At 73.4% G+C, this 18,040-nt stretch carries 13 protein-coding genes; 7 read left to right on the forward strand and 6 right to left on the reverse strand.

Translation table 11 applies throughout. The features are described from left to right. Positions 1 to 129: 129 nt before the first annotated feature. Entirely contained in the window at positions 130 to 1,926 is a 1,797-nt protein-coding gene (locus ACZ4VA_RS31975) for a coagulation factor 5/8 type domain-containing protein (protein WP_468083473.1), read from the reverse strand. 420 nt (positions 1,927 to 2,346) lie between these two features. Between ACZ4VA_RS31975 and ACZ4VA_RS31980 the strand changes: the two genes are divergently transcribed. The 5 genes from ACZ4VA_RS31980 (at position 2,347) to ACZ4VA_RS32000 (ending at position 9,589) form a co-directional block, all read left to right on the forward strand. Further along, complete coding sequence (locus tag ACZ4VA_RS31980; protein ID WP_356172731.1) at positions 2,347 to 3,441, forward strand: DUF1996 domain-containing protein; 1,095 nt, start codon at positions 2,347 to 2,349, stop codon at positions 3,439 to 3,441. A 116-nt stretch (positions 3,442 to 3,557) separates the two neighbouring features. Next, positions 3,558 to 5,306, forward strand: coding sequence for a discoidin domain-containing protein (locus ACZ4VA_RS31985; RefSeq protein ID WP_468083475.1), 1,749 nt, complete (start codon positions 3,558 to 3,560; stop codon positions 5,304 to 5,306). 16 nt (positions 5,307 to 5,322) lie between these two features. After that, on the forward strand, positions 5,323 to 7,755 hold the full coding sequence (locus tag ACZ4VA_RS31990) for a glycoside hydrolase family 3 C-terminal domain-containing protein (protein WP_468083477.1): 2,433 nt from the start codon (positions 5,323 to 5,325) through the stop codon (positions 7,753 to 7,755). Between the two features lie 64 nt (positions 7,756 to 7,819). Next, positions 7,820 to 8,860, forward strand: coding sequence for a LacI family DNA-binding transcriptional regulator (locus tag ACZ4VA_RS31995; RefSeq protein ID WP_355790389.1), 1,041 nt, complete (start codon positions 7,820 to 7,822; stop codon positions 8,858 to 8,860). 294 nt (positions 8,861 to 9,154) lie between these two features. After that, entirely contained in the window at positions 9,155 to 9,589 is a 435-nt protein-coding gene (locus ACZ4VA_RS32000) for a protease inhibitor (RefSeq protein WP_355790386.1), read from the forward strand. A 214-nt stretch (positions 9,590 to 9,803) separates the two neighbouring features. On the opposite strand, the gene ACZ4VA_RS32005 is transcribed toward ACZ4VA_RS32000, so the two are convergent. Genes ACZ4VA_RS32005 through ACZ4VA_RS32015 form a run of 3 tightly spaced genes read right to left on the reverse strand, consistent with a single transcriptional unit; the run spans position 9,804 to position 11,659 of the window. Continuing rightward, positions 9,804 to 10,007: a CDGSH iron-sulfur domain-containing protein gene (locus ACZ4VA_RS32005; protein WP_355790384.1), complete on the reverse strand. Its 204-nt coding sequence runs from the start codon at positions 10,005 to 10,007 to the stop codon at positions 9,804 to 9,806. Then, the gene (locus ACZ4VA_RS32010) at positions 9,988 to 10,617 is read right to left on the reverse strand and encodes a HemK2/MTQ2 family protein methyltransferase (protein WP_468083480.1); all 630 of its coding nucleotides are present in this window, start codon (positions 10,615 to 10,617) and stop codon (positions 9,988 to 9,990) included. The genes ACZ4VA_RS32005 and ACZ4VA_RS32010 overlap by 20 nt, the downstream gene beginning before the upstream one ends. Positions 10,618 to 10,663: 46 nt before the next feature. Then, positions 10,664 to 11,659, reverse strand: coding sequence for an iron-containing redox enzyme family protein (locus tag ACZ4VA_RS32015; RefSeq protein ID WP_356172744.1), 996 nt, complete (start codon positions 11,657 to 11,659; stop codon positions 10,664 to 10,666). A gap of 73 nt (positions 11,660 to 11,732) precedes the next feature. On the opposite strand from ACZ4VA_RS32015, the gene ACZ4VA_RS32020 reads away from it, so the two are divergent. Beyond that, entirely contained in the window at positions 11,733 to 12,341 is a 609-nt protein-coding gene (locus tag ACZ4VA_RS32020) for a flavodoxin family protein (protein WP_356241457.1), read from the forward strand. A gap of 56 nt (positions 12,342 to 12,397) precedes the next feature. On the opposite strand, the gene ACZ4VA_RS32025 is transcribed toward ACZ4VA_RS32020, so the two are convergent. Further along, on the reverse strand, positions 12,398 to 13,417 hold the full coding sequence (locus ACZ4VA_RS32025; protein ID WP_389391254.1) for a Ppx/GppA family phosphatase: 1,020 nt from the start codon (positions 13,415 to 13,417) through the stop codon (positions 12,398 to 12,400). A 137-nt stretch (positions 13,418 to 13,554) separates the two neighbouring features. On the opposite strand from ACZ4VA_RS32025, the gene ACZ4VA_RS32030 reads away from it, so the two are divergent. Then, complete coding sequence (locus ACZ4VA_RS32030; protein ID WP_468083483.1) at positions 13,555 to 15,138, forward strand: phosphatase PAP2 family protein; 1,584 nt, start codon at positions 13,555 to 13,557, stop codon at positions 15,136 to 15,138. Positions 15,139 to 15,174: 36 nt separating this feature from the next. On the opposite strand, the gene ACZ4VA_RS32035 is transcribed toward ACZ4VA_RS32030, so the two are convergent. Further along, positions 15,175 to 16,677: an MFS transporter gene (locus tag ACZ4VA_RS32035; RefSeq protein WP_356172776.1), complete on the reverse strand. Its 1,503-nt coding sequence runs from the start codon at positions 16,675 to 16,677 to the stop codon at positions 15,175 to 15,177. Positions 16,678 to 18,040: the final 1,363 nt, after the last annotated feature.

Here is an 18,040-nt window from a genome sequence, read left to right on the forward strand (position 1 = left end):
TCCGCAGCCTTGCTGCATAAAGATCTCTTAGGGCTCGCTTAAGCGGCGCGGGGGCCCGGGCGCCCTGTGCCGTGGGGGTGGCGGCAGGACGCCCGGGACGCAACCGCTCGTGCGGGCGGGCCGGAGCGGTCAGGGGTAGGAGACCACCGTGGACGGCACGGTCGAGGTGCCGGAGGTCGGCGACCCGGTGTCGTTGATGACGCGCTCGTACTGGCCGTTGCCGCCGAGCGAGACGACCAGCAGGTCGTGGAACTTCACCCCGGGCCTGTCGGGCGCGGAGAATCCGTGGTGCTGCACGATCGTGGGGTCCACGTTGTAGTAGCAGTAGCTGCCCAGACCCCAGCCCTCGTGCGTGGTCACGGAGTCGCCGACCTTGTAGGCCGCGTACCCCTTGACGGAGCCGTTCTGGATCGCCGCCTGGTTCGGCGCGTCGTACGCCTTCTCGTTCTGGAAGAAGATCGTGCGGCCGCGCTGGCCGTACCACTGGACGTCGTACTTGTTGAAGTGCTCGACGAACAGGCCGGTCGCCAGCACGTCGTCGCCGTTGACGCGGATGCCGTAGTCCGCGCGGTTGGTCTCCCAGCCGACGCCGGTCCCGTGGTCGGCGCGCCAGACCCAGGTGTGGTCGATGATGGTGTGCCGGCTGTTGATCACCATGCTGGTGGTCGCCTTGCCCGCGCCGGCCCCGCCGATGCGGATGAAGACGTCCTGCACCGTCGTCGGGTTCGCCGAGTGGTCGGCCGAGGCTCCGGCGGGGCCGACCTCAAGCAGCGTGGGCGAGTTGACGGGCCCGGCGTCGATCAGGAACCCGGCGAGCCGCACGCCGTCGACGTCGGCGACCTTCAGGGCCGTGACGCCGTTGTCCGGGATCAGCGTCGCGTAACCGAGCCCGAGGACCACGGTGTTGGCGCGCTTGACCTGGACCGGCTGGTCGAGGTGGTAGATCCCCGGGGTGAGCAGCAGGTGCAGGCCCTGGTCCAGCGCCGCGTTCAGGGTGGCGGCGGTGACACCGGGCTTGGCCACGTAGAACCGGGTGAGCGGGAGCGAGGTGCCCCGGGGTGTCCCGCTGCCCCAGGTGGTGCCGCGCGCGTTGGTGCGCTTCTCCGGCAGGAAGACCCGGTAGGTGCTCCCGTCCAGATAGAGGAAGGGCTTCTCCCGGGAGACGGGCGTCGTGTCGAGCGTGGTGTACGGCGGATTCGGGAAGCTCTGCGCGGGTGCGCCCTGCACGCCCGAGAACACCATGTTCCAGACCGCGTTGGTCCAGCCGCCCACGGAACTGTCGCGGGTGTACCACTGCTGCTGGGAGTACGGGCCGACCGTGCCGTCGATGCGGCTGTCGGCGATGTACCCGCCGCTGGCCCAGCCGTAGCCGTCGGGGGCGAGGTTCAGACCGCCCCTGACGTGCATGCGCCGGAAGGGGGCGGCCTGGGCGACGGCCCAGCGGTTGGTGCCGTTGACGGGGTTGAGGGCGAGGTTCTCCGCCGAACGCCAGAAGTTCTGGGTGGCGTTGCCGTTGAACCAGCCCGCGTCGACGGTCACGTCGCCGTTGATCGTGGTGTCGTCCGGGGACAGTCCGAGGCCGGCGATCGAGGTGTAGAAGCCGAGCTGGGCGTTGAGCCCGTTGTAGGTGCCCGGCTTGAACAGCAGCGCGTAGCGGCCGGTGCCGAACTGCGCCGACTCCTGCCGGGCGAAGACCTGGTCCAGCCTGGCCTGGATGCCGGGGGTGGCGGGGTCGAAGACGATCACGTTCGGGCCGAGGTCGCCGCCGCCGGGCAGGGCGCGGGCGGTGCCCGGCGCCGCCTGCGCAGGGGAGGAGGCGGCGAGCAGTGCGGGTGCGGCGGCCGCGGCGGCCACGGCGCCGAGCACCGTGCGCCGGGCGAGGGGAGACCGGTCGGACGAGGAGGGACCTGTGGGGGCAGGGGGCATGGGGGGAGACTCTCCTGGTTCAGGAAATGAACGGTGTGGGGTGTCTGGGAGCGCTCTCTCGCCGATGAATGCTTCATCCGTGTGAACGACGCGTCAAGAGTTGTGACCGCAGTCCCGCGAGTTGTTGCGGAGGCAACGGCAACTAAGCGCCGGTTTGGCCCTGTTCGACGGGACGGGAGTTCTCCACGGTCCCGGCGTCCGGTCCGGGGTTGAGTTCAAGAGATGCGTGACGGCGCTCATATGACACCTCGTCGGATGCCTTGACACTCCCGCGTCACCGCCACAACACTCCAGGACGGGAGAGCGCTCTCCCACCTGTTTCCGGCACAGGTGATCGTCCCTCGGTGAGCCGTCGCGGGACGCACGCCGCCCTCACGGCCGCCCGACCCCCACCGTCCCTCGACGTGGCAGGAGGTCTCCATGGCACGGAGATCGAAGATCGTCTCAGGAATGCTCGTCAGCGGCGCACTGCTGCTGACCTCGCTCGGCCTCGGCGGAGTCGCCATGAGCGCCGACACGCTCCCCACCGGCGGGGCGCAGGCCGAACCGGCCGCGGTCTCGCACGCCGGCCATGTGATGGCCGCGTCCACGGCCGCCTCACCCGACGACCCGGACGGCGACGGCTACATCCCGGCCGTCCCGCAGGTGACCGGCGTCCAGCCCTCCACCAAGGAGCCGCCCCACCGCTACTTCCACGAGTTCCAGGCCAACTGCTCGGTGTCCCACACCCGTCCGGACGACCCGATCGTCTATCCGGGCCAGCCGGGCAAGTCCCACGACCACACCTTCATGGGCAACACCACGACGAGCGCGGCCAGTTCCACCGCCTCGCTCGGCGGCGGGTCCACCACCTGCAAGGCGCCCGGTGACAAGTCCGCGTACTGGATGCCGACCCTGTTCAAGGGGACGCAGGCGGTGCTGCCGGTCGGACCGCAGACCATCTACTACAAGGCCGGCGTCACGGACTACACCAGCGTCCGGCCCTTCCCCAAGGGGCTGCGGTTCGTGGTCGGCAGCCCCATGCAGACCGCGGAGCAGTTCCGCAACCACCGCGGCTTCGTCGAGGGATGGGAGTGCGGGAACAGCTACTTCAACGTGCAGTTCCCGGCCGGCTGCCCCACCAGCCCCGACGTCCAGCTCAACATCCGGTTCCAGGCGCCGAGCTGCTGGGACGGCCGGTACCTGGACACCCCGGACCACCAGAGCCACATGGCGTATCCGGTGGTCAACCCCGGCACGAACAACAACATCTGCCCCGCGTCCCACCCGGTCGCGCTGCCGATGATCGAGTTCAAGATGGCCTTCCCCGTGAACGGGGACCTCTCGCAGGTGAGGCTGGCGAGCGGGCCCGGCTACTCCTTCCACTACGACTTCTTCAACGCCTGGGACGACCCGACGCTGAAGGCGCTCGTGGACCACTGCGTCGTCGGCGCGCTCCAGTGCGACGCCCGCGGCTACGACCAGACCCACCCCGAGGCCGGGGCGGCGCTGGACGCGAACTACCGGCTCCCCTGACCCGGAGCCGCCCGGCCGGAGCGGCACCCGCCCCTCCGGCCGGGCCCCCACCGCCGGCCCCGGCTCCTTCCCCCAGGCCGACCGGCTCCCCCCTCCCGCACACCGGAGATGCAGACATGACCAGATCCCGTACCGCCGCGCGCCGGGCCGCGGCGCCCGCCGTGGCGACCCTGCTCGCCGCGGGGGCACTCGCACTGCCCGCACAGCAGGCCCAGGCCGCCGGCAGCGTCGTCAAGGTGACCGGCTCGCAGGGCAACTGGCAGCTGACCGTCGACGGCCGCCCCTACCAGGTCAAGGGACTGACCTGGGGACCCTCCGTCGCGGACGCCGACCGCTACCTGCCCGACCTGAGGTCCATGGGCGTCAACACCATCCGCACCTGGGGAACCGACGCCTCCAGCAAGCCCCTGTTCGACTCGGCGGCCGCCAACGGCATCAAGGTCATCGCCGGCTTCTGGCTCCAGCCGGGCGGCGGCCCCGGCAGCGGCGGCTGCGTCAACTACCTGACCGACACCACGTACAAGAACCAGGTGCTCGACGAGTTCCCCAAGTGGGCCGCCACCTACAAGGACAACCCCGGCGTCCTGATGTGGAACGTCGGCAACGAGTCGGTCCTCGGTCTGCAGAACTGCTACAGCGGGGACGAACTGGAACGGCAGCGCAACGCCTACACCACCCTCGTCAACGACATCACCAGGAAGATCCACGCCGTCGACCCCAATCACCCGGTCACCTCGACCGACGCGTGGACCGGCGCCTGGCCCTACTACAAGAGGAACGCGCCCGACCTCGACCTGTACGCCGTCAACGCCTACAACGCGGTGTGTGACGTGCGTGCCAACTGGCAGCAGGGCGGCTACACCAAGCCGTACATCGTCACCGAGACCGGGCCCGCGGGGGAGTGGGAGGTCCCGGACGACGCCAACGGCGTACCGAAGGAGCCCACCGACCAGGCCAAGGCGGAGGGCTACACCCGCGCCTGGAACTGCGTCACCGGCCACCAGGGTGTCGCGCTGGGCGCCACGATGTTCCACTACGGCACCGAGTACGACTTCGGCGGCATCTGGTTCAACCTGCTGCCGGCCGGCCAGAAGCGCCTGTCGTACTACGCGGTGAAGAAGGCGTACGGGGCCGACACCTCGCGCGACAACACCCCGCCCGTCGTCCCCGAACTCGCCCTGGACGCCGACCCGTCCAAGGTGCCGGCCGGCCGCCAGGTGACCGTCAGCGCCAAGGCCACCGACCCGGACGGCGACCCCGTCTCCTACGAGGTCCTGGTCAACAGCAACTACGTCGACCAGTCCAAGCAGCTCAACTCGCTGCCCGCCACCGATCTCGGGGGAGGCCGGCTCCGCTTCACCGCGCCGGACCGGCCCGGCGTGTGGAAGCTGTACGTCAAGGCCACCGACGGCAAGGGCAACGTCGGCGTCGAGACCCGCTCGATCCGGGTGGTCGCCCCGCCGGTGAACGGGACCGACGTCGCCCTCGGCAAGCCCGCCACCGCCTCCTCGTACCAGCCCTCGGGCGGCGACTGCCCCTGCCCGGCCGCCAACGCCGTGGACGGCAAGGCCGACACCCGCTGGGCCAGCGACTGGAGCGACCCCCAGTGGATCCGGGTCGACCTCGGGTCCCGTACGTCGTTCACCCATGTCCAGCTCGTCTGGGAGACCTCGTACGCCAAGGCCTACACCGTCCAGACCTCCGACGACGGCCAGAACTGGCAGACCGTCCGCAGCGTGAGCGACGGCAACGGCGGCGTCGACGACCTCGACGTCAGTGGCACCGGCCGGTACGTGCGGGTCAACGGGACGGCGCGGGGCACCGGCTGGGGCTACTCGCTGTATCACTTCGGCGTCTACCGCTGAGCGGAGTCCGTGAACGATGACCGACGAAGAACTCGAGCGCCTGCTCGACAAGCTGACCCTGCCGCAGAAGGTCCGGCTGCTCACCGGTGCGACGACCTGGCGCACCGCGGCCGAACCGGCGGTCGGACTGCGGGAGTTGGTGATGTCGGACGGGCCCGCCGGGGTGCGCGGGGAAGCCTGGGACGAGCGCGACCCGGCGCTGCTGCTGCCCTCGGCCTCCGCGCTCGGCGCCCTGTGGGACGAGGAGTTCACCGAGCGCCTCGGCGGGCTCCTCGCCGCCGAGGCCCGGCGCAAGGGCGTGGACGTCGTCCTCGCCCCGACCCTCAACCTGCACCGCACCCCGCTCGGCGGACGGCACTTCGAGTGCTTCGCGGAGGACCCCGAACTCACCGGCCGCACCGGGGCCGCCCTGATCCGCGGTGTCCAGGCGCACGGGGTGACCGCCACCGCCAAGCACTACGTCGCCAACGACTCCGAGACCGACCGGCTGACCGTCGACGTCCGGGTGGGGGAGCGGGCGCTGCGCGAGGTGTACCTCGCCCCGTTCGAGGCGGCCGTCGAGGCGGGTGTCCGGGTCGTCATGGCCGGCTACAACGGAGTCGGGGGACACACGATGACGGCGAGCCCCCTGCTGACCGAACCCCTCAAGGGGGAGTGGGGATTCGACGGCGTCGTGCTGTCCGACTGGGGCGCGGTGCGCTCGACGGCGGGTTCGGGCGCCGCCGGTCTCGACCTCGCGATGCCGGGCCCGGACGGCCCGTGGGGGGAGGCGCTCGTCCGCGCGGTCGAGGAGGGGGCGGTCCCGGAGGCGGCCGTCGACGACAAGGTCCGCCGGCTGCTGCGGCTCGCCGACCGGGCCGGCGCGCTCGGCGGACCGCGGGCCACGGCGCCCCCGGTCCGCTCCCGCGACGCGCGGCTCCTCCTGCGCCGCGCCGTCGCCGCGAGCACCGTGCTGCTGCACAACCGCGACGTACTGCCCCTGGACCCGGACGCGTTGGGCACCGTCGCCGTCATCGGGGCGCACGCCACCCGTCCGCGTGTGCAGGGCGGTGGCAGCGCCGGTGTCTTCCCGTCGGCCGTCGTCACCCCGCTCGACGGCATCCGGACCTGGCTGCGCGGCCGGGCCCGGGTCGTCCACGTGCCGGGGCCCTCACCGGACGCTCCGCCGCCGCCCCTGGACATGGACCTGTGCCGGGACCCGCGCTCGGGCGTCCCCGGTGTGCTGCTGCGCGTGCTCGACGTGTCCGGGGCCGAGATCTACGCCGAACACCGCCAGACCGGGCGCCAGTTGGAGCCACTCGTCGTGCCGGCCGCGCACACCGTGGAGATCAGCGCCCTGCTGCTGCCGAGGACCACCGGCGAATGGACCTTCGGCATCGCCGGTTTCGGCCGGCTGAGCCTCACCGTGGACGAACACACCCTGGTGGACGGCGACTTCCCGAGGCAGACCGACGATCCCGCGGTCGTCCACGTGAACCCACCCGCCCACCACGGCCGGGTCCACCTCGCCGCCGGGCGCACCGCGCACCTGGTGGCGCGGCGTGAACTGGCCCCCGGCACCGGCCGGGCGACGGTCGTCAGCGCCGCACCGCCGGACATCGGCGCCGAGGAGTCGCTGGCCGCCGCGGCCCGTGCGGCCGGGGAGGCGGACGCGGCGATCGTGGTCGTCGGCACGACGGAGCACGACGAGTCGGAGGGCCACGACCGGACGGGCCTCGCCCTCGGCGGCAGGCAGGACGACCTCGTGCGCGCGGTCGCGGACTCCAATCCCCGCACCGTGGTCGTCGTGAACAGCGGCGGACCGGTGGAACTGCCCTGGCACACGAGGGCCGGCGCCGTCCTGCTGACCTGGTTCCCCGGACAGGAGGCCGGCGCGGGACTGGCCGACGTGCTGTTCGGCCGCGCCGAACCGGGCGGGCGCCTGCCCACCACCTGGCCGTCCGCCCTGGCCGACGCGCCGGTCACCCGGACCCGCCCGCACGCGGGACGGCTCGACTACGAGGAGGGCCTCCACATCGGCTACCGGGCCTGGCTGCGCGAACACCGGGAGCCGGCCTACTGGTTCGGCCACGGCTTCGGCTACACGACCTGGTGCTACGAGGACGTGAGCGTGCCGACCGAGGCCGAGGCGGGCGCGCCGTTCACGGTGCGCGTCGACGTCCGCAACACCGGCGGCCGGTCGGGACGTGAGGTCGTACAGGTGTATCTCGCGCGGCCGGCCTCGGAGTGGGAGCGCCCGGCGCGGTGGCTGGCGGGCTGGGCGGCCGTCCGGGCGGCCCCGGGCGAGACGGTGACGGCGTGCGTCCGGGTGCCGGCGCGCGCCCTGCGGCACTGGTCGCCCGCGGAACGGGCCTGGCGGACGGAGCCCGGCCGCTTCCTGGTGCTGGCCGGGCGGTCGGCCGGTGATCTGCCGCTGACGGCCGCGGTGGAGGTGACGGCTCCGGGCTGACCCGGCCCGCGGGTGCGGGAGAGCGCTCTATACCGTTCGCGGACCGGCCCGTTAGGGTGCGGGGATGAGCAGACAGGCTCCTACGCTGGAGGACGTCGCGCGGGAGGCGGGGGTCTCCCGGGCGACCGTGTCCCGGGTCGTCAACGGCGTACGCAACGTCGATCCGGCCATCCAGGACGTGGTGCGCCGGGCCATCGAGCGGACCGGTTACGCGCCCAACCGGGCGGCCCGTTCCCTGGTGACCCGGCGGACCGAGACCGTCGCGCTGATCGTCTCCGGCGCCGGTGACGCCTCGGAGGAGGAGCAGAACGGGTTCGCGACCCGCGTGTTCGCGGATCCGTTCTTCGGGCGCGTCGTCGGGGGAGTGGTGGGCTATCTGCGGCCCCGCTCGATGCATCCGGTGCTGATGTTCGCCGAGTCGCCGGCGGCACGGGAGCAGGCGCTGGCCTACCTGCGGCAGGGCAGCGCGGACGGCGCGCTCGTCGTCTCCACCCACGCGGACGACCCCCTGCCCGCGCTGCTGGCCGACGCGGGAGTGCCCGCCGTGCTGTTCGCGCGTCCGTCGCGGCCGGTGCCGCTCAGTCACGTCGACCTGGCCCACCGGGACGGGGCGCGGCTGGCCGCCGAGCACCTGCTGGACCGGGGCTGCCGACGGATCGTCACGGTGACCGGCCCGCTGGCCGTCTCGGCGAGCCAGGACCGGCTCGCCGGCTTCCGCGACACGATGGCCCGCCGGGGGCACCCGCACGTGCCGGTCGCCGAGGGCGGCTTCACGCTGGACAGCGGGATGTCGGCGATGTCCGCGCTGCTGGCCGAACACCCGGACGTGGACGGGGTGTTCGCGGCCAACGACCTGATGGCCCAGGGTGTCTGCCAACTGCTGCGGGAGCGCGGCAGGCGGGTGCCGGACGACGTCGCCGTGGTCGGCTTCGACGACTCCAGCGTGGCGGTGACGTGCCGTCCGCCGCTGACGACCGTGCGGCAGCCCGTGGAGGAGATGGCGGCGGCGATGGCACGGCTGCTCGACGAGCACATCCGCGGGGTGCGCACCGAGCCCGTCTCACTGGTCTTCACGCCCGAACTCGTGGTGCGCGCCTCGGCGTAGAGGTGTCCGGGACGCCGCCGGACGGTGTCGCCGCAGGCCGAACCGGAATGTTTCAGGCCTATTGCCGAGCCGTGGGAAACCGGCCAGCGGGCCGATTCCGGCGATCACCGACCCCGTAGCCATGGGGCTTGCACGTTCGAATTCTGTGACTTCGCGCCACTGATTCAATACTCAAAGTTACCGAAACGCGTGGGGTCGATGTGTGTTTCCGTGCCGGACTCGGCAGACTCGCGCTCGCCGCACCGGCAACCAACCCGAGCCGGTACGCCTCCGAACAGCGGAAGGATGCACACAATGCCGAACACCGCGCGCTGGGCAGCGACCCTGACCCTCACGGCCACCGCCGTCTGCGGACCCCTCGCCGGCTCCGCCCTCGCAGCCCCCACCCCCGCGCCCGCCTCGCTCTACGCCCCCTCGGCCCTGGTGCTCACCACCGGGCACGGCGACGGCGCGGAGGGCGTCACGCCCGAACGGGCGGTCACTCTGAGCTGTGCCCCGACCGCCTCGGGCACCCATCCGGACCCGGTCCGGGCGTGTGCCGAACTCCGCGCCTCCGGCGGGGACTTCGACGCCCTGGACGTCAGGGACGAGGTGATGTGCACCAAGCAGTTCGATCCGGTGGTCGTGACCGTCGACGGCGTATGGCAGGGCCGCCGCGTGTCGTACGAGCGCACCTTCGCCAACGAGTGCGTGAAGAACTCCTACGGGATGACCGTCTTCGCGTTCTGAGGGACCGGGATCGCGCGGCCCCCGTGAGCATCTGTCGAGGGCCGTAACTGGGGAGTGCGAGCCCCCGTCGCGGAGGACCACGTGATCTCGCACCGAGGGCCGGCAGGACGGAGTGGGGCCGTCCGCCGGCCCTCGGCATGTGCCCGGGGCGGAGCGCATCGCCGCATACGAGGGTGGCGTCCTGGAGCGGAGCACGGCGGAGGTCCGCCGGATCTCACGTCGGCTTCGAGCGACGGTGACTGGTGTCGCACCAGGGGTAGCGGCGGCTGAGCCGGCAGGTGCACAGGGCGACGCGGAAGCGGTCGGAGGAGACGACGCTGCCGTCCTCCAGCTCGACCTCGACCGGGCCGTCCACCAGGAGCGGGCCGCGGCGCTGCACGGTGATCCGGCGCGCGGCGTCAGACGGGTCGTTCGGCACGTATGACCACCAGCTCTTCCTTCTCGTCGTCGGCGGAGAGCAGACCGCGTTCGCGCAGCCAGCCCTCCCGTTCGCGCAGCACGGGTCCGAAAGCGACCCAGCGCCGCTCCGTCACCGAGGCGGTCAGCCCCGCCGCCCGCAGCAGCCTGAGGGTGGGATCGGCCCCGCTCAGCGCCGAGTGGACCATCAGCAGCACGCCCCCCGGCCGCAGCAGGGCGGGCGCCTCGCGGCAGATCCGGTCCAGTACGAGCCGGCCGTCCTGACCGGCGTCCCAGGCCCGGGCGGCGCCCCGCGGCGTGCTCTGGGCGCCGGGCGCGGGCACGTACGGCGGATTGGTGAGGATCAGGTCGAACGACTGGCCCGCCACCGGGGCGAAGAGGTTCCCGCGCACGATGCGCACGGGCAGTCCGGCCAGGCGGGCGTTCAGCCGGGCGGTGCACACGGCCCGCCACGAGACGTCCACGGCTGTCACCCGGCCGCCCTTCCGCGCGGCTTCCAGGGCCAGGGCGCCGGTACCCGTGCAGACGTCCAGCACCCGGGCCCCGGGTGCGAGCGGCTCGTCGGCCAGCGCGTCGACCAGCAGAGTGGTGTCATCCTGTGGGGCGTACACGCCCGGAAGTGCCAGAGGTTTCACGCGGGGCCGAGTACCCGGGGAATCATGAAATATGGGTATCGCGCATCGTGGGCCTTCCGGCCCGCCACTCCGCGAGGAGACGCTCGGCGAGACGGTCCTCCAGATGGCCGGTGGCGTCGATGCCGAAGACCACGTCGGCCTCCAGGTGCGGCTCCTCGGCCAGCAGGCCGCCGATCACGTCACGGCGGACGACCTGCTCGTGCACCGCGTCGGCCTCGACGTGCTCGTCGTAGAAGAACTCGGCCGCGGGGCCCGCGCCGGTACGCCGCATGGCCTCCGCGAGCCGGTGGGACCCGGGCGAGGAGGTGATCTCGACCGCCGCGAAGTGGCCGACCAGGGCGCCGCGCAGCGACCGGTGCAGACCGAAGAGGGACATCATGTTGACGACGGCCAGCATCTCCGCGGACCCCGAGTCCAGGTAGGCGCCGTACGCCGTGTCCAGCCCCAGATCCTTCATCATGTCGGCGAAGAGCTGGGCGTGCACCCGTTCGGCCCTGCCGCCGCCGTACTCGTCGAACTCGACGGCCGCCATGCCCGCCTTGGCCCGGCCCCACAGCCGTGGCAGCACCCAGGCGTGCGGGTCGGCCTCCTTCAGGTGGTAGAGCGAGCGCTGGGCCACGTACTCGCGGACCTGCCACAACTCGCCCTCGTCGCGCAGATGGTGGCTGACTCCGGTACCCTCCGCCGGCTCCACGAGCAGTTCCTTGACCGCCGCCTCGACGCTGTCGTGCACCTGGGTGTCGGCGCGCAGGGCGGTCAGGAACCGGTCCTCCAGGGCCCGCCGGGTCCGCAGCAGCTCCGGGTCCCACTCCAGGTCCGGATCGACCCCGGCGAAGCCCCGGTAGTGCAGTTCGTAGCAGCAGTACAGGGCCAGCTGCAGGTCGTCGCCGTAGGGCGACGCCGCCCGGACGTCCTCGGGCGAGGGGAGGGCGCCCGTGCCCGTCAGATGGGCGGTGACGGCCGTCGAGAGGGGGCCGCGGCCCTGCGGCAGCTTCGGTCCTGGACGATCTTCTGTCATGGCGGCCGGGTACCCGCCACGCGCCAGGTCATCCGCGGTGTGGGGACGCGCCGGGCGGGTACTCCGAGGCGTCATGAAGGCACTCGTCGTCAACTGCACGCTCAAGCGGTCCCCCGCACCCTCCAACACCGAGGCCCTGGCCGAGGTGGTCGTCGGGCAGCTGGTGAAGGAGGGCGTCGCCGTCGAGGTCGTACGCGCCGTCGACCTGGACATCCTGCCGGGTGTGACCAGCGAGGCCGCCGGCGAGGGCGACGCCTGGCCGGGCGTCCACGAGAAACTCCTGGCCGCGGACATCCTGGTGATGGCGTCGCCGACCTGGGTCGGCCGTCCCTCGTCCGTAGCCCAGCGGGTGCTCGAACGCATGGACGGCATGCTGTCCGAGACCGACGACCAGGGCCGGCCCGTGGCCTACAACCGCGTCGCGGGCGTCGTCGTCACCGGCAACGAGGACGGCGCGCACCACGTGATCAGCGAGATCTCCGGCGCGCTCGCCGACATCGGCTACACCATCCCCGGCCAGGCATGGACGTACTGGCACCTGGGCCCCGGACCCGGCCCCGACTACCTGGACGACGAGCGCGGCCGGGAATGGTCGCACCGCACCGGCCGGGCCATGGCGGCCAACCTGTACGGCGTCGCGCGCGCCCTGGCCGAGAACCCGCTCGCAGCGCCGCCGCAGTGAGGCGGCGGTCCCGCCCGGCCTGGTGCGGACAGGTCACCCGGAGCCGGAGTGCCGGGTCAGCGGGCCTGCGCCGCGATGCGCAGCGGCACGGTCCCCGCGCCGGTGGGCGGAGGCGGCATGTCGTCGCAGTGCTCGCTGATCTCGGCCCACCAGGACCCGCCCTCCTCGATGTGCCTCAGCAGTACGCCCTCGCGGATCGCCCACGGGCAGATGCTGACCCTCTTCAGGCCCGTGAGCTTCATCGTCGTGTGCCCGACCACCGCGCCGGCGAGGCTCTGCGCGGCACGGGGCGCCGAGATGCCGGGGAGCCGGGCGCGTTCGCGGGCCGGGAGGGCGGCCAGGCGCGGGATCGCGGCGCCCAGCTCCCTGCGGTGCAGCTCCCGCTCCACGAAGGGCCCGTTGCGACCGGGGGCCGTCCCGCACAGCCGCGCGAGCTGCTGGAACGTCCGCGAGGTGGCCACCGCCGTACGGGGCCCCTCCCAGCGGATCCGGGCCGCGACGTCCCGCAACTGGTGGCGCACCCGGCGCCGCAGCGCCCGCAACGCCTCCGGCGTCGGCGGGTCCTGGTCCAGCAGGTACTCCTGCGTCAACCGGCTTGCGCCAAGCGGCAGCGAGGCCACGAAGTCCGGCAACCTGCCCCGGCCGAAGGCGACTTCCAGTGAGCCGCCGCCGATGTCCATCAGCGCGAGCGGCCCCGACCGCCAGCCCATCCATCTTCGGGCGCCGAGGAACGTGAGCTCGCCCTCCACCTCGCCCGGCAGCGTGCACAGCGGCACGCCTGTCTCGCTCCGTACGGCCCGCAGGATCTCCGTGCGGTTGGGCGCGTTGCGCACCACGGCGGTGGCGAACGCCAACGGGCCCACGGCACCCCACCGTTGAGCGGTCCGCGCGGCGGCGCGCACCGCGAGGACGAGTTGCTGCACCGATTCCTCGGGTATATGGCCGTCCGGTTCCACGTGTTCGGACAACCGTAGGCGCCACTTGGCCGTGTGCACCGGCAGCGGCACCCCGCCCTCCGCGTCCGCGACAACCAGTCTGACAGTGTTCGATCCCACATCCACCACGCTCAGTCGCATGTCCCGGGAAGTACCCGGCTGCCGTCGAAGCACGCCCTCCTGGCGACCGCCGCACGGGTGCGCCGACCGGAGCAGCGGCGTCACCGGTCCGGGTCGCCCCGGATGCCGGTCGGGGCGCGATCCCGTAACGGTGGAGCATGGGTGTACTGGGCGAGTGGGACCGACTGCTGTTCACGCGGGTCGCCGGCACGCGGCTGCCGGGCGCCGATCCGGCGGTGACCCGGCTCAGCCGCTCCGCCGACCACGGCAGGCTCTGGCTGGGCGCCGCCGCCGGACTGGCGGTGCTCGGCGGCCGCACCGCCCGGCGGGCCGCCCTGCGCGGCGCCGGCTCGCTCGCCCTGGCCTCCTTCACCGTGAACACCGTCGTGAAGTGGGGCGCCCGGCGCCCCCGTCCGCTCCTCGACCATGTGCCGCCGGTACGGCACCTGCGGCGCCAGCCGCACACCACGTCCTTCCCCTCCGGGCACGCCGCCTCGGCCGCCGCCTTCGCCACCGGTGTCGCCCTGGAGTCCACCCGCTACGGCGCCCTGGTCGCGCCCCTGGCGGCGTCCGTCGCCTTCTCGCGGGTCTACGTCGGGGTGCACTACCCCGGAGACGTGCTGGCCGGCGCCGCCATCGGAGTCGGGGCCGCCGCGCTCACCTGCCGGTGGTGGCCCCCGCGCACCCCGGCCCCGGAGCGCGAACGTCCGGCGGCCGGCGCCCCCGCCCTGCCCGACGGCGAGGGACTGGTCGTCTTCGTCAACAGCAGCGCGGGCAACGGCGTGCCGAGTCCACCGCTGCCGGCCGTGGACCGGCTGCGCGGACTGCTGCCGCGGGCCGAACTGGTCGAGTGCGGTCCCGGGGACGACTTCACGCGGCTGCTCGCCGACTCGGTCGAGCGGGCCGCGCGGACGGGTGGCGCGCTGGGAGTGTGCGGTGGCGACGGCAGCGTGAACGCGGCGGCCCGGGCGGCCGCACAGGCGGGCCTGGCACTCGCCGTGTTCCCGGGCGGCACCCTCAACCACTTCGCGCTGGACGTGGGCGTACCGGAGTTCGAGGACACCGCGGTCGCCGTCACACGGGGCGAGGCGGTGGCGGTGGACATCGGGGTGGCCGCGTCGGCGACGGGCGAGGAGGTGCGGTTCCTCAACACCTTCAGCATCGGGTTCTACCCGGAACTGGTCCGGATCCGCGAGCACTTGGAGAAGCGCTGGGGCAAGTGGCCGGCGGCGGCCGTGGCCACGGCCCGGGTCCTGCGCACGTCCACGCCCGTGGAGCTGCGTGTCGACGGCCGGCCGCGGCGGCTTTGGCTGCTGTTCGCGGGCAACGGCCGCTATCTGCCCGACGGTTTCGCCCCGACCTATCGGCCGCGCCTGGACGACGGGCTGCTGGACCTGCGGATGGTCGACGCCGGCCACCGTCTCGCGCGTACCCGGGTGCTCGTCTCCGCGCTGGCCGGTGCGCTGGGCCGCTCCCGTGTGTACAGCGCCGCGACCGTGCCGCGGGTGGAGCTGGCGGGTGTGACGGGGACGGGCCCGCTGGCCTACGACGGTGAAGTCGTCCCGGCGCCGGACGCGTTGAGGCTGACGAAGGCCGCGCGGGCACTGGTCGTCTACCGGCCGGCGCTGCCGCAGAACGAGCTCGCCCAGCAGGCGCGTCTCGCCGCCGCCACCGCCCGGTACCGGGCACGGGCGAGGGGCCGCCGTCTCCCTGAGGACGGCGGCCCCTCGGCTCGCGGGTGAACTCGCTCCGGACCGGCGTCGGCGGTCCGGACCCGCTCACATGTGGACGACCGGTGCGGCGTCCGGGTCCGGCTCCTGCGTCCCGCGGCGGTAGAGCAGGAAGGCGATGACCGTGCCCGCGACGAAGAAGCCGGCCGACCACCAGAAGGCGGTGGTGTAGCTCTCGATCGTGGACTGCGCCTGCACGAGCTTGTCGGTGGCGTCCCGGCCGGCCAGGTAGCTCGTCGCGGCACTCGCGGCCAGGGTGTTCAGCAGGGCCGTGCCGATCGAACCGCCCACCTGCTGCATGGTGTTGACGGTCGCGGAGGCGACGCCGGCGTCCTCGGCGGCCACCCCGCTCGTGGCGAGCGCCATGGCGGGCGGCATCACGATGCCGAGGCCCGCGCCGATCAGGATCACCTGGGGCAGTACGGCGGTGGAGAAGTCCGAGGCGACACCGATGCCGGTCAGCCACGCCATGCCGACCGCGGCGATGGCGAAGCCCGCCGGGATGACGGCCTTCGGCCCGATGCGCGGCACCAGGACGGTGGTGGAGAGCTGGGCCATGACCATCATGGCCGCGACCATCGGCAGGAAGGCGACGCCGGTCTTCGTGGGGCTGAAGCCGAGGTTCAGCTGGAGGTAGTAGGTGAGGAAGAGGAAGACACCGAACATGCCCGCGCCGGTGATGAGCACGGCGACGAAGGACGCGGCGCGGTTGCGGTCGAGCAGGACGCGCAGCGGCAGCAGCGGGTGCTTGGCCCGGGTCTGCCACCAGCCGAACACGGCGAGCAGCAGGCCGCCGGCGACCAGGAAGCCCCAGGTGGCGGGCGAACTCCAGTCGTGGGTCTCGGCGTTGGAGAAGCCGTAGACCACGGCGAAGAGACCGGAGGAGACCAGCAGGGTGCCCGGCAGGTCGAGCTTGGAGTTCGCCGCGTCACGGTGGTTGCCGAGCAGCACCCAGCCGCCGACGAAGGCGACGATCGCGAAGACGACGTTGACGTACAGCGTCCAGCGCCAGTCGAGCGCGTCGGTCAGGACACCGCCGAGCAGCAGTCCGACCGCACCGCCGGCGCCCGCGATGGCGCCGTACACGCTGAACGCCTTGGCGCGGTCCCGGGCCTCGGTGAACGTCGTGTTCAGCAGCGAGAGCGCGGCGGGAGCGAGCAGTGCGCCGAACACGCCCTGGAGGGCGCGCGCCATCACCAGCATGCCGAAGCTGGTGGACGCGCCGCCGAGTACGGACGCCCCGGCGAAGCCGGCGACGCCGACGAGGAAGGCGGGCTTGCGCCCGAAGAGGTCGGCTATCCGCCCGCCGAGCAGCAGGAGGGAGGCGAAGGCCAGCGAGTAGGCGGTGACGATCCACTGCCGGTTGCCGTCGGAGAAGCCGAGGTCCGCCTGGGCGGAGGGCAGGGCGATGTTCACGATGGTGGCGTCGAGGACCACCATCAGCTGCGCGATGCCGACGATCGCGAGGATCCACCACCGCTTCGCCGGATGCGCCGCGGGCGCTTCCGCCGCACCCGCGCGGGTGCTTTCGGTCAGGGTCGGGGACATCAGAGAACGCTCCAGGGAAGTTGCGCTGCGTTACGGATACGTAAACGAAACGGTTTCGTACACGTCGAGCGTAGACCACGCCGATCGAAACGGCAAAGTTTCGCTTGCGCGACACCGCTCTCACGCCCGGGCCGGGAGCGCCGCCCGCCTGGGAGCACCGCCCGCCGGTGGCATCGACCGCCCGGGAGCCCCGGCTGGCCGGGGGCATCGGCGTCCCTGGAGCACCGGCCCGCACGGAGCGCCGGAGCGCCGGCCCCCTGGAGCACCGGCCCCCTGGAGCACCGGCCCCCTGGAGCGCCGGCCCCCTGGAGCGCCGGCTGCCCAGGACTGCCTGCCGGCCAGGCGCACCCGGCGGCCCGGAGCGCCGGAGCACCGGCCGCCGCAGGGCGTCGGCGCGCGACACCGCCCTCACACCCCGGCCGGGGAGGCCGCCCGCCTGGGAGCACCGCCCGCCGGTGGTACCGGCCGCCCCGGAGTCCCGGCCGGCCGGGGGCGGCGGCGGCCCGGGAGCACCGGCCCGTACGGAGCGCCGGAGCGCTGGCCCTCTGGAGCGCCGGCTGCCCAGGACTGCCGGCTGGCCGGGCGCACCCGCCGGCCCGGACCGCCGGAGCGCCGGCCGCCGCAGGGCATCGGCGGGCCCGGAGCGCTTGCTGCGCGGGAGCACCCGCCGGCCCGGAGCACGCCGCCTCGGAGCGCTGTAGCACCGGCCGCTCGGGGGCATCAGCCGCCCGGAGCGCCTGCCGCGCGGGCGCATCGGCCGGCCGAAACCCTTGCCGCCCGGGAGCACCGGCTGCCCTGGGGCGTTGGCGGCCCGAAACCCTTGCCGCCCGGGAGCACCGGCTGCCCCGGGGCGCAGGCTGCCTGGGATCACCGGTCGGCTCGGAGCGCCGGAACGCCGGGCGCCTGGGCCTCGGCCGACCCGGAGCGCCGCTGCCCCGTCACCAGCGGCCTCGGGGCACCCGCCAGTCCGTTGCGCCTACTGCCCCGGCCGCCCCGGGGTACCGTCCGCCCGGCGGCACCGGTCCCGCCACGGCACCGAGCCCGCCGCACCGAGTGCCCGGCGGCGCCGAGCGTCCGCGCCGCACCCACGGGACGGCGACGTTCCTCGAGCGAGAGGCTGGGGCCCGTCGGGGACTCCAGCTACCCGGAGCGCCGGCTGTCCTGAGCTGTCGGCCGCCTGGAGCCACCGGCCGCCCCGAGGCGCCAGCCGACCGGGCCCCGGGCCGCGCGGCGGCACCGAGTGCCCGACGGCACCGACGGTCCCCGCCGCACCGGCGGTACGGCGGGCGTCCTCACGCGAGAGGCCGGGGACCCCGGCTGCCCCGAAGCGCGGGCTGTCCTGAGCCACCGGCCGCCCGGGGGCCAC

Source organism: Streptomyces sp. NPDC028308, assembly GCF_055565855.1.

What these genes read in the sequence shown, in the direction of transcription:
- ACZ4VA_RS31985 (WP_468083475.1), top strand. Translation starts at nt 3,558, where the DNA reads ATGACCAGATCCCGTACCGCCGCGCGCCGGGCCGCGGCGCCCGCCGTG.
- ACZ4VA_RS32025 (WP_389391254.1), bottom strand. Translation starts at nt 13,417, where the DNA reads ATGCGACTGAGCGTGGTGGATGTGGGATCGAACACTGTCAGACTGGTT.
- ACZ4VA_RS32030 (WP_468083483.1), top strand. Translation starts at nt 13,555, where the DNA reads ATGGGTGTACTGGGCGAGTGGGACCGACTGCTGTTCACGCGGGTCGCC.
- ACZ4VA_RS32020 (WP_356241457.1), top strand. Translation starts at nt 11,733, where the DNA reads ATGAAGGCACTCGTCGTCAACTGCACGCTCAAGCGGTCCCCCGCACCC.
- ACZ4VA_RS32000 (WP_355790386.1), top strand. Translation starts at nt 9,155, where the DNA reads ATGCCGAACACCGCGCGCTGGGCAGCGACCCTGACCCTCACGGCCACC.
- ACZ4VA_RS31980 (WP_356172731.1), top strand. Translation starts at nt 2,347, where the DNA reads ATGGCACGGAGATCGAAGATCGTCTCAGGAATGCTCGTCAGCGGCGCA.
- ACZ4VA_RS32015 (WP_356172744.1), bottom strand. Translation starts at nt 11,659, where the DNA reads ATGACAGAAGATCGTCCAGGACCGAAGCTGCCGCAGGGCCGCGGCCCC.
- ACZ4VA_RS31995 (WP_355790389.1), top strand. Translation starts at nt 7,820, where the DNA reads ATGAGCAGACAGGCTCCTACGCTGGAGGACGTCGCGCGGGAGGCGGGG.
- ACZ4VA_RS31990 (WP_468083477.1), top strand. Translation starts at nt 5,323, where the DNA reads ATGACCGACGAAGAACTCGAGCGCCTGCTCGACAAGCTGACCCTGCCG.
- ACZ4VA_RS31975 (WP_468083473.1), bottom strand. Translation starts at nt 1,926, where the DNA reads ATGCCCCCTGCCCCCACAGGTCCCTCCTCGTCCGACCGGTCTCCCCTC.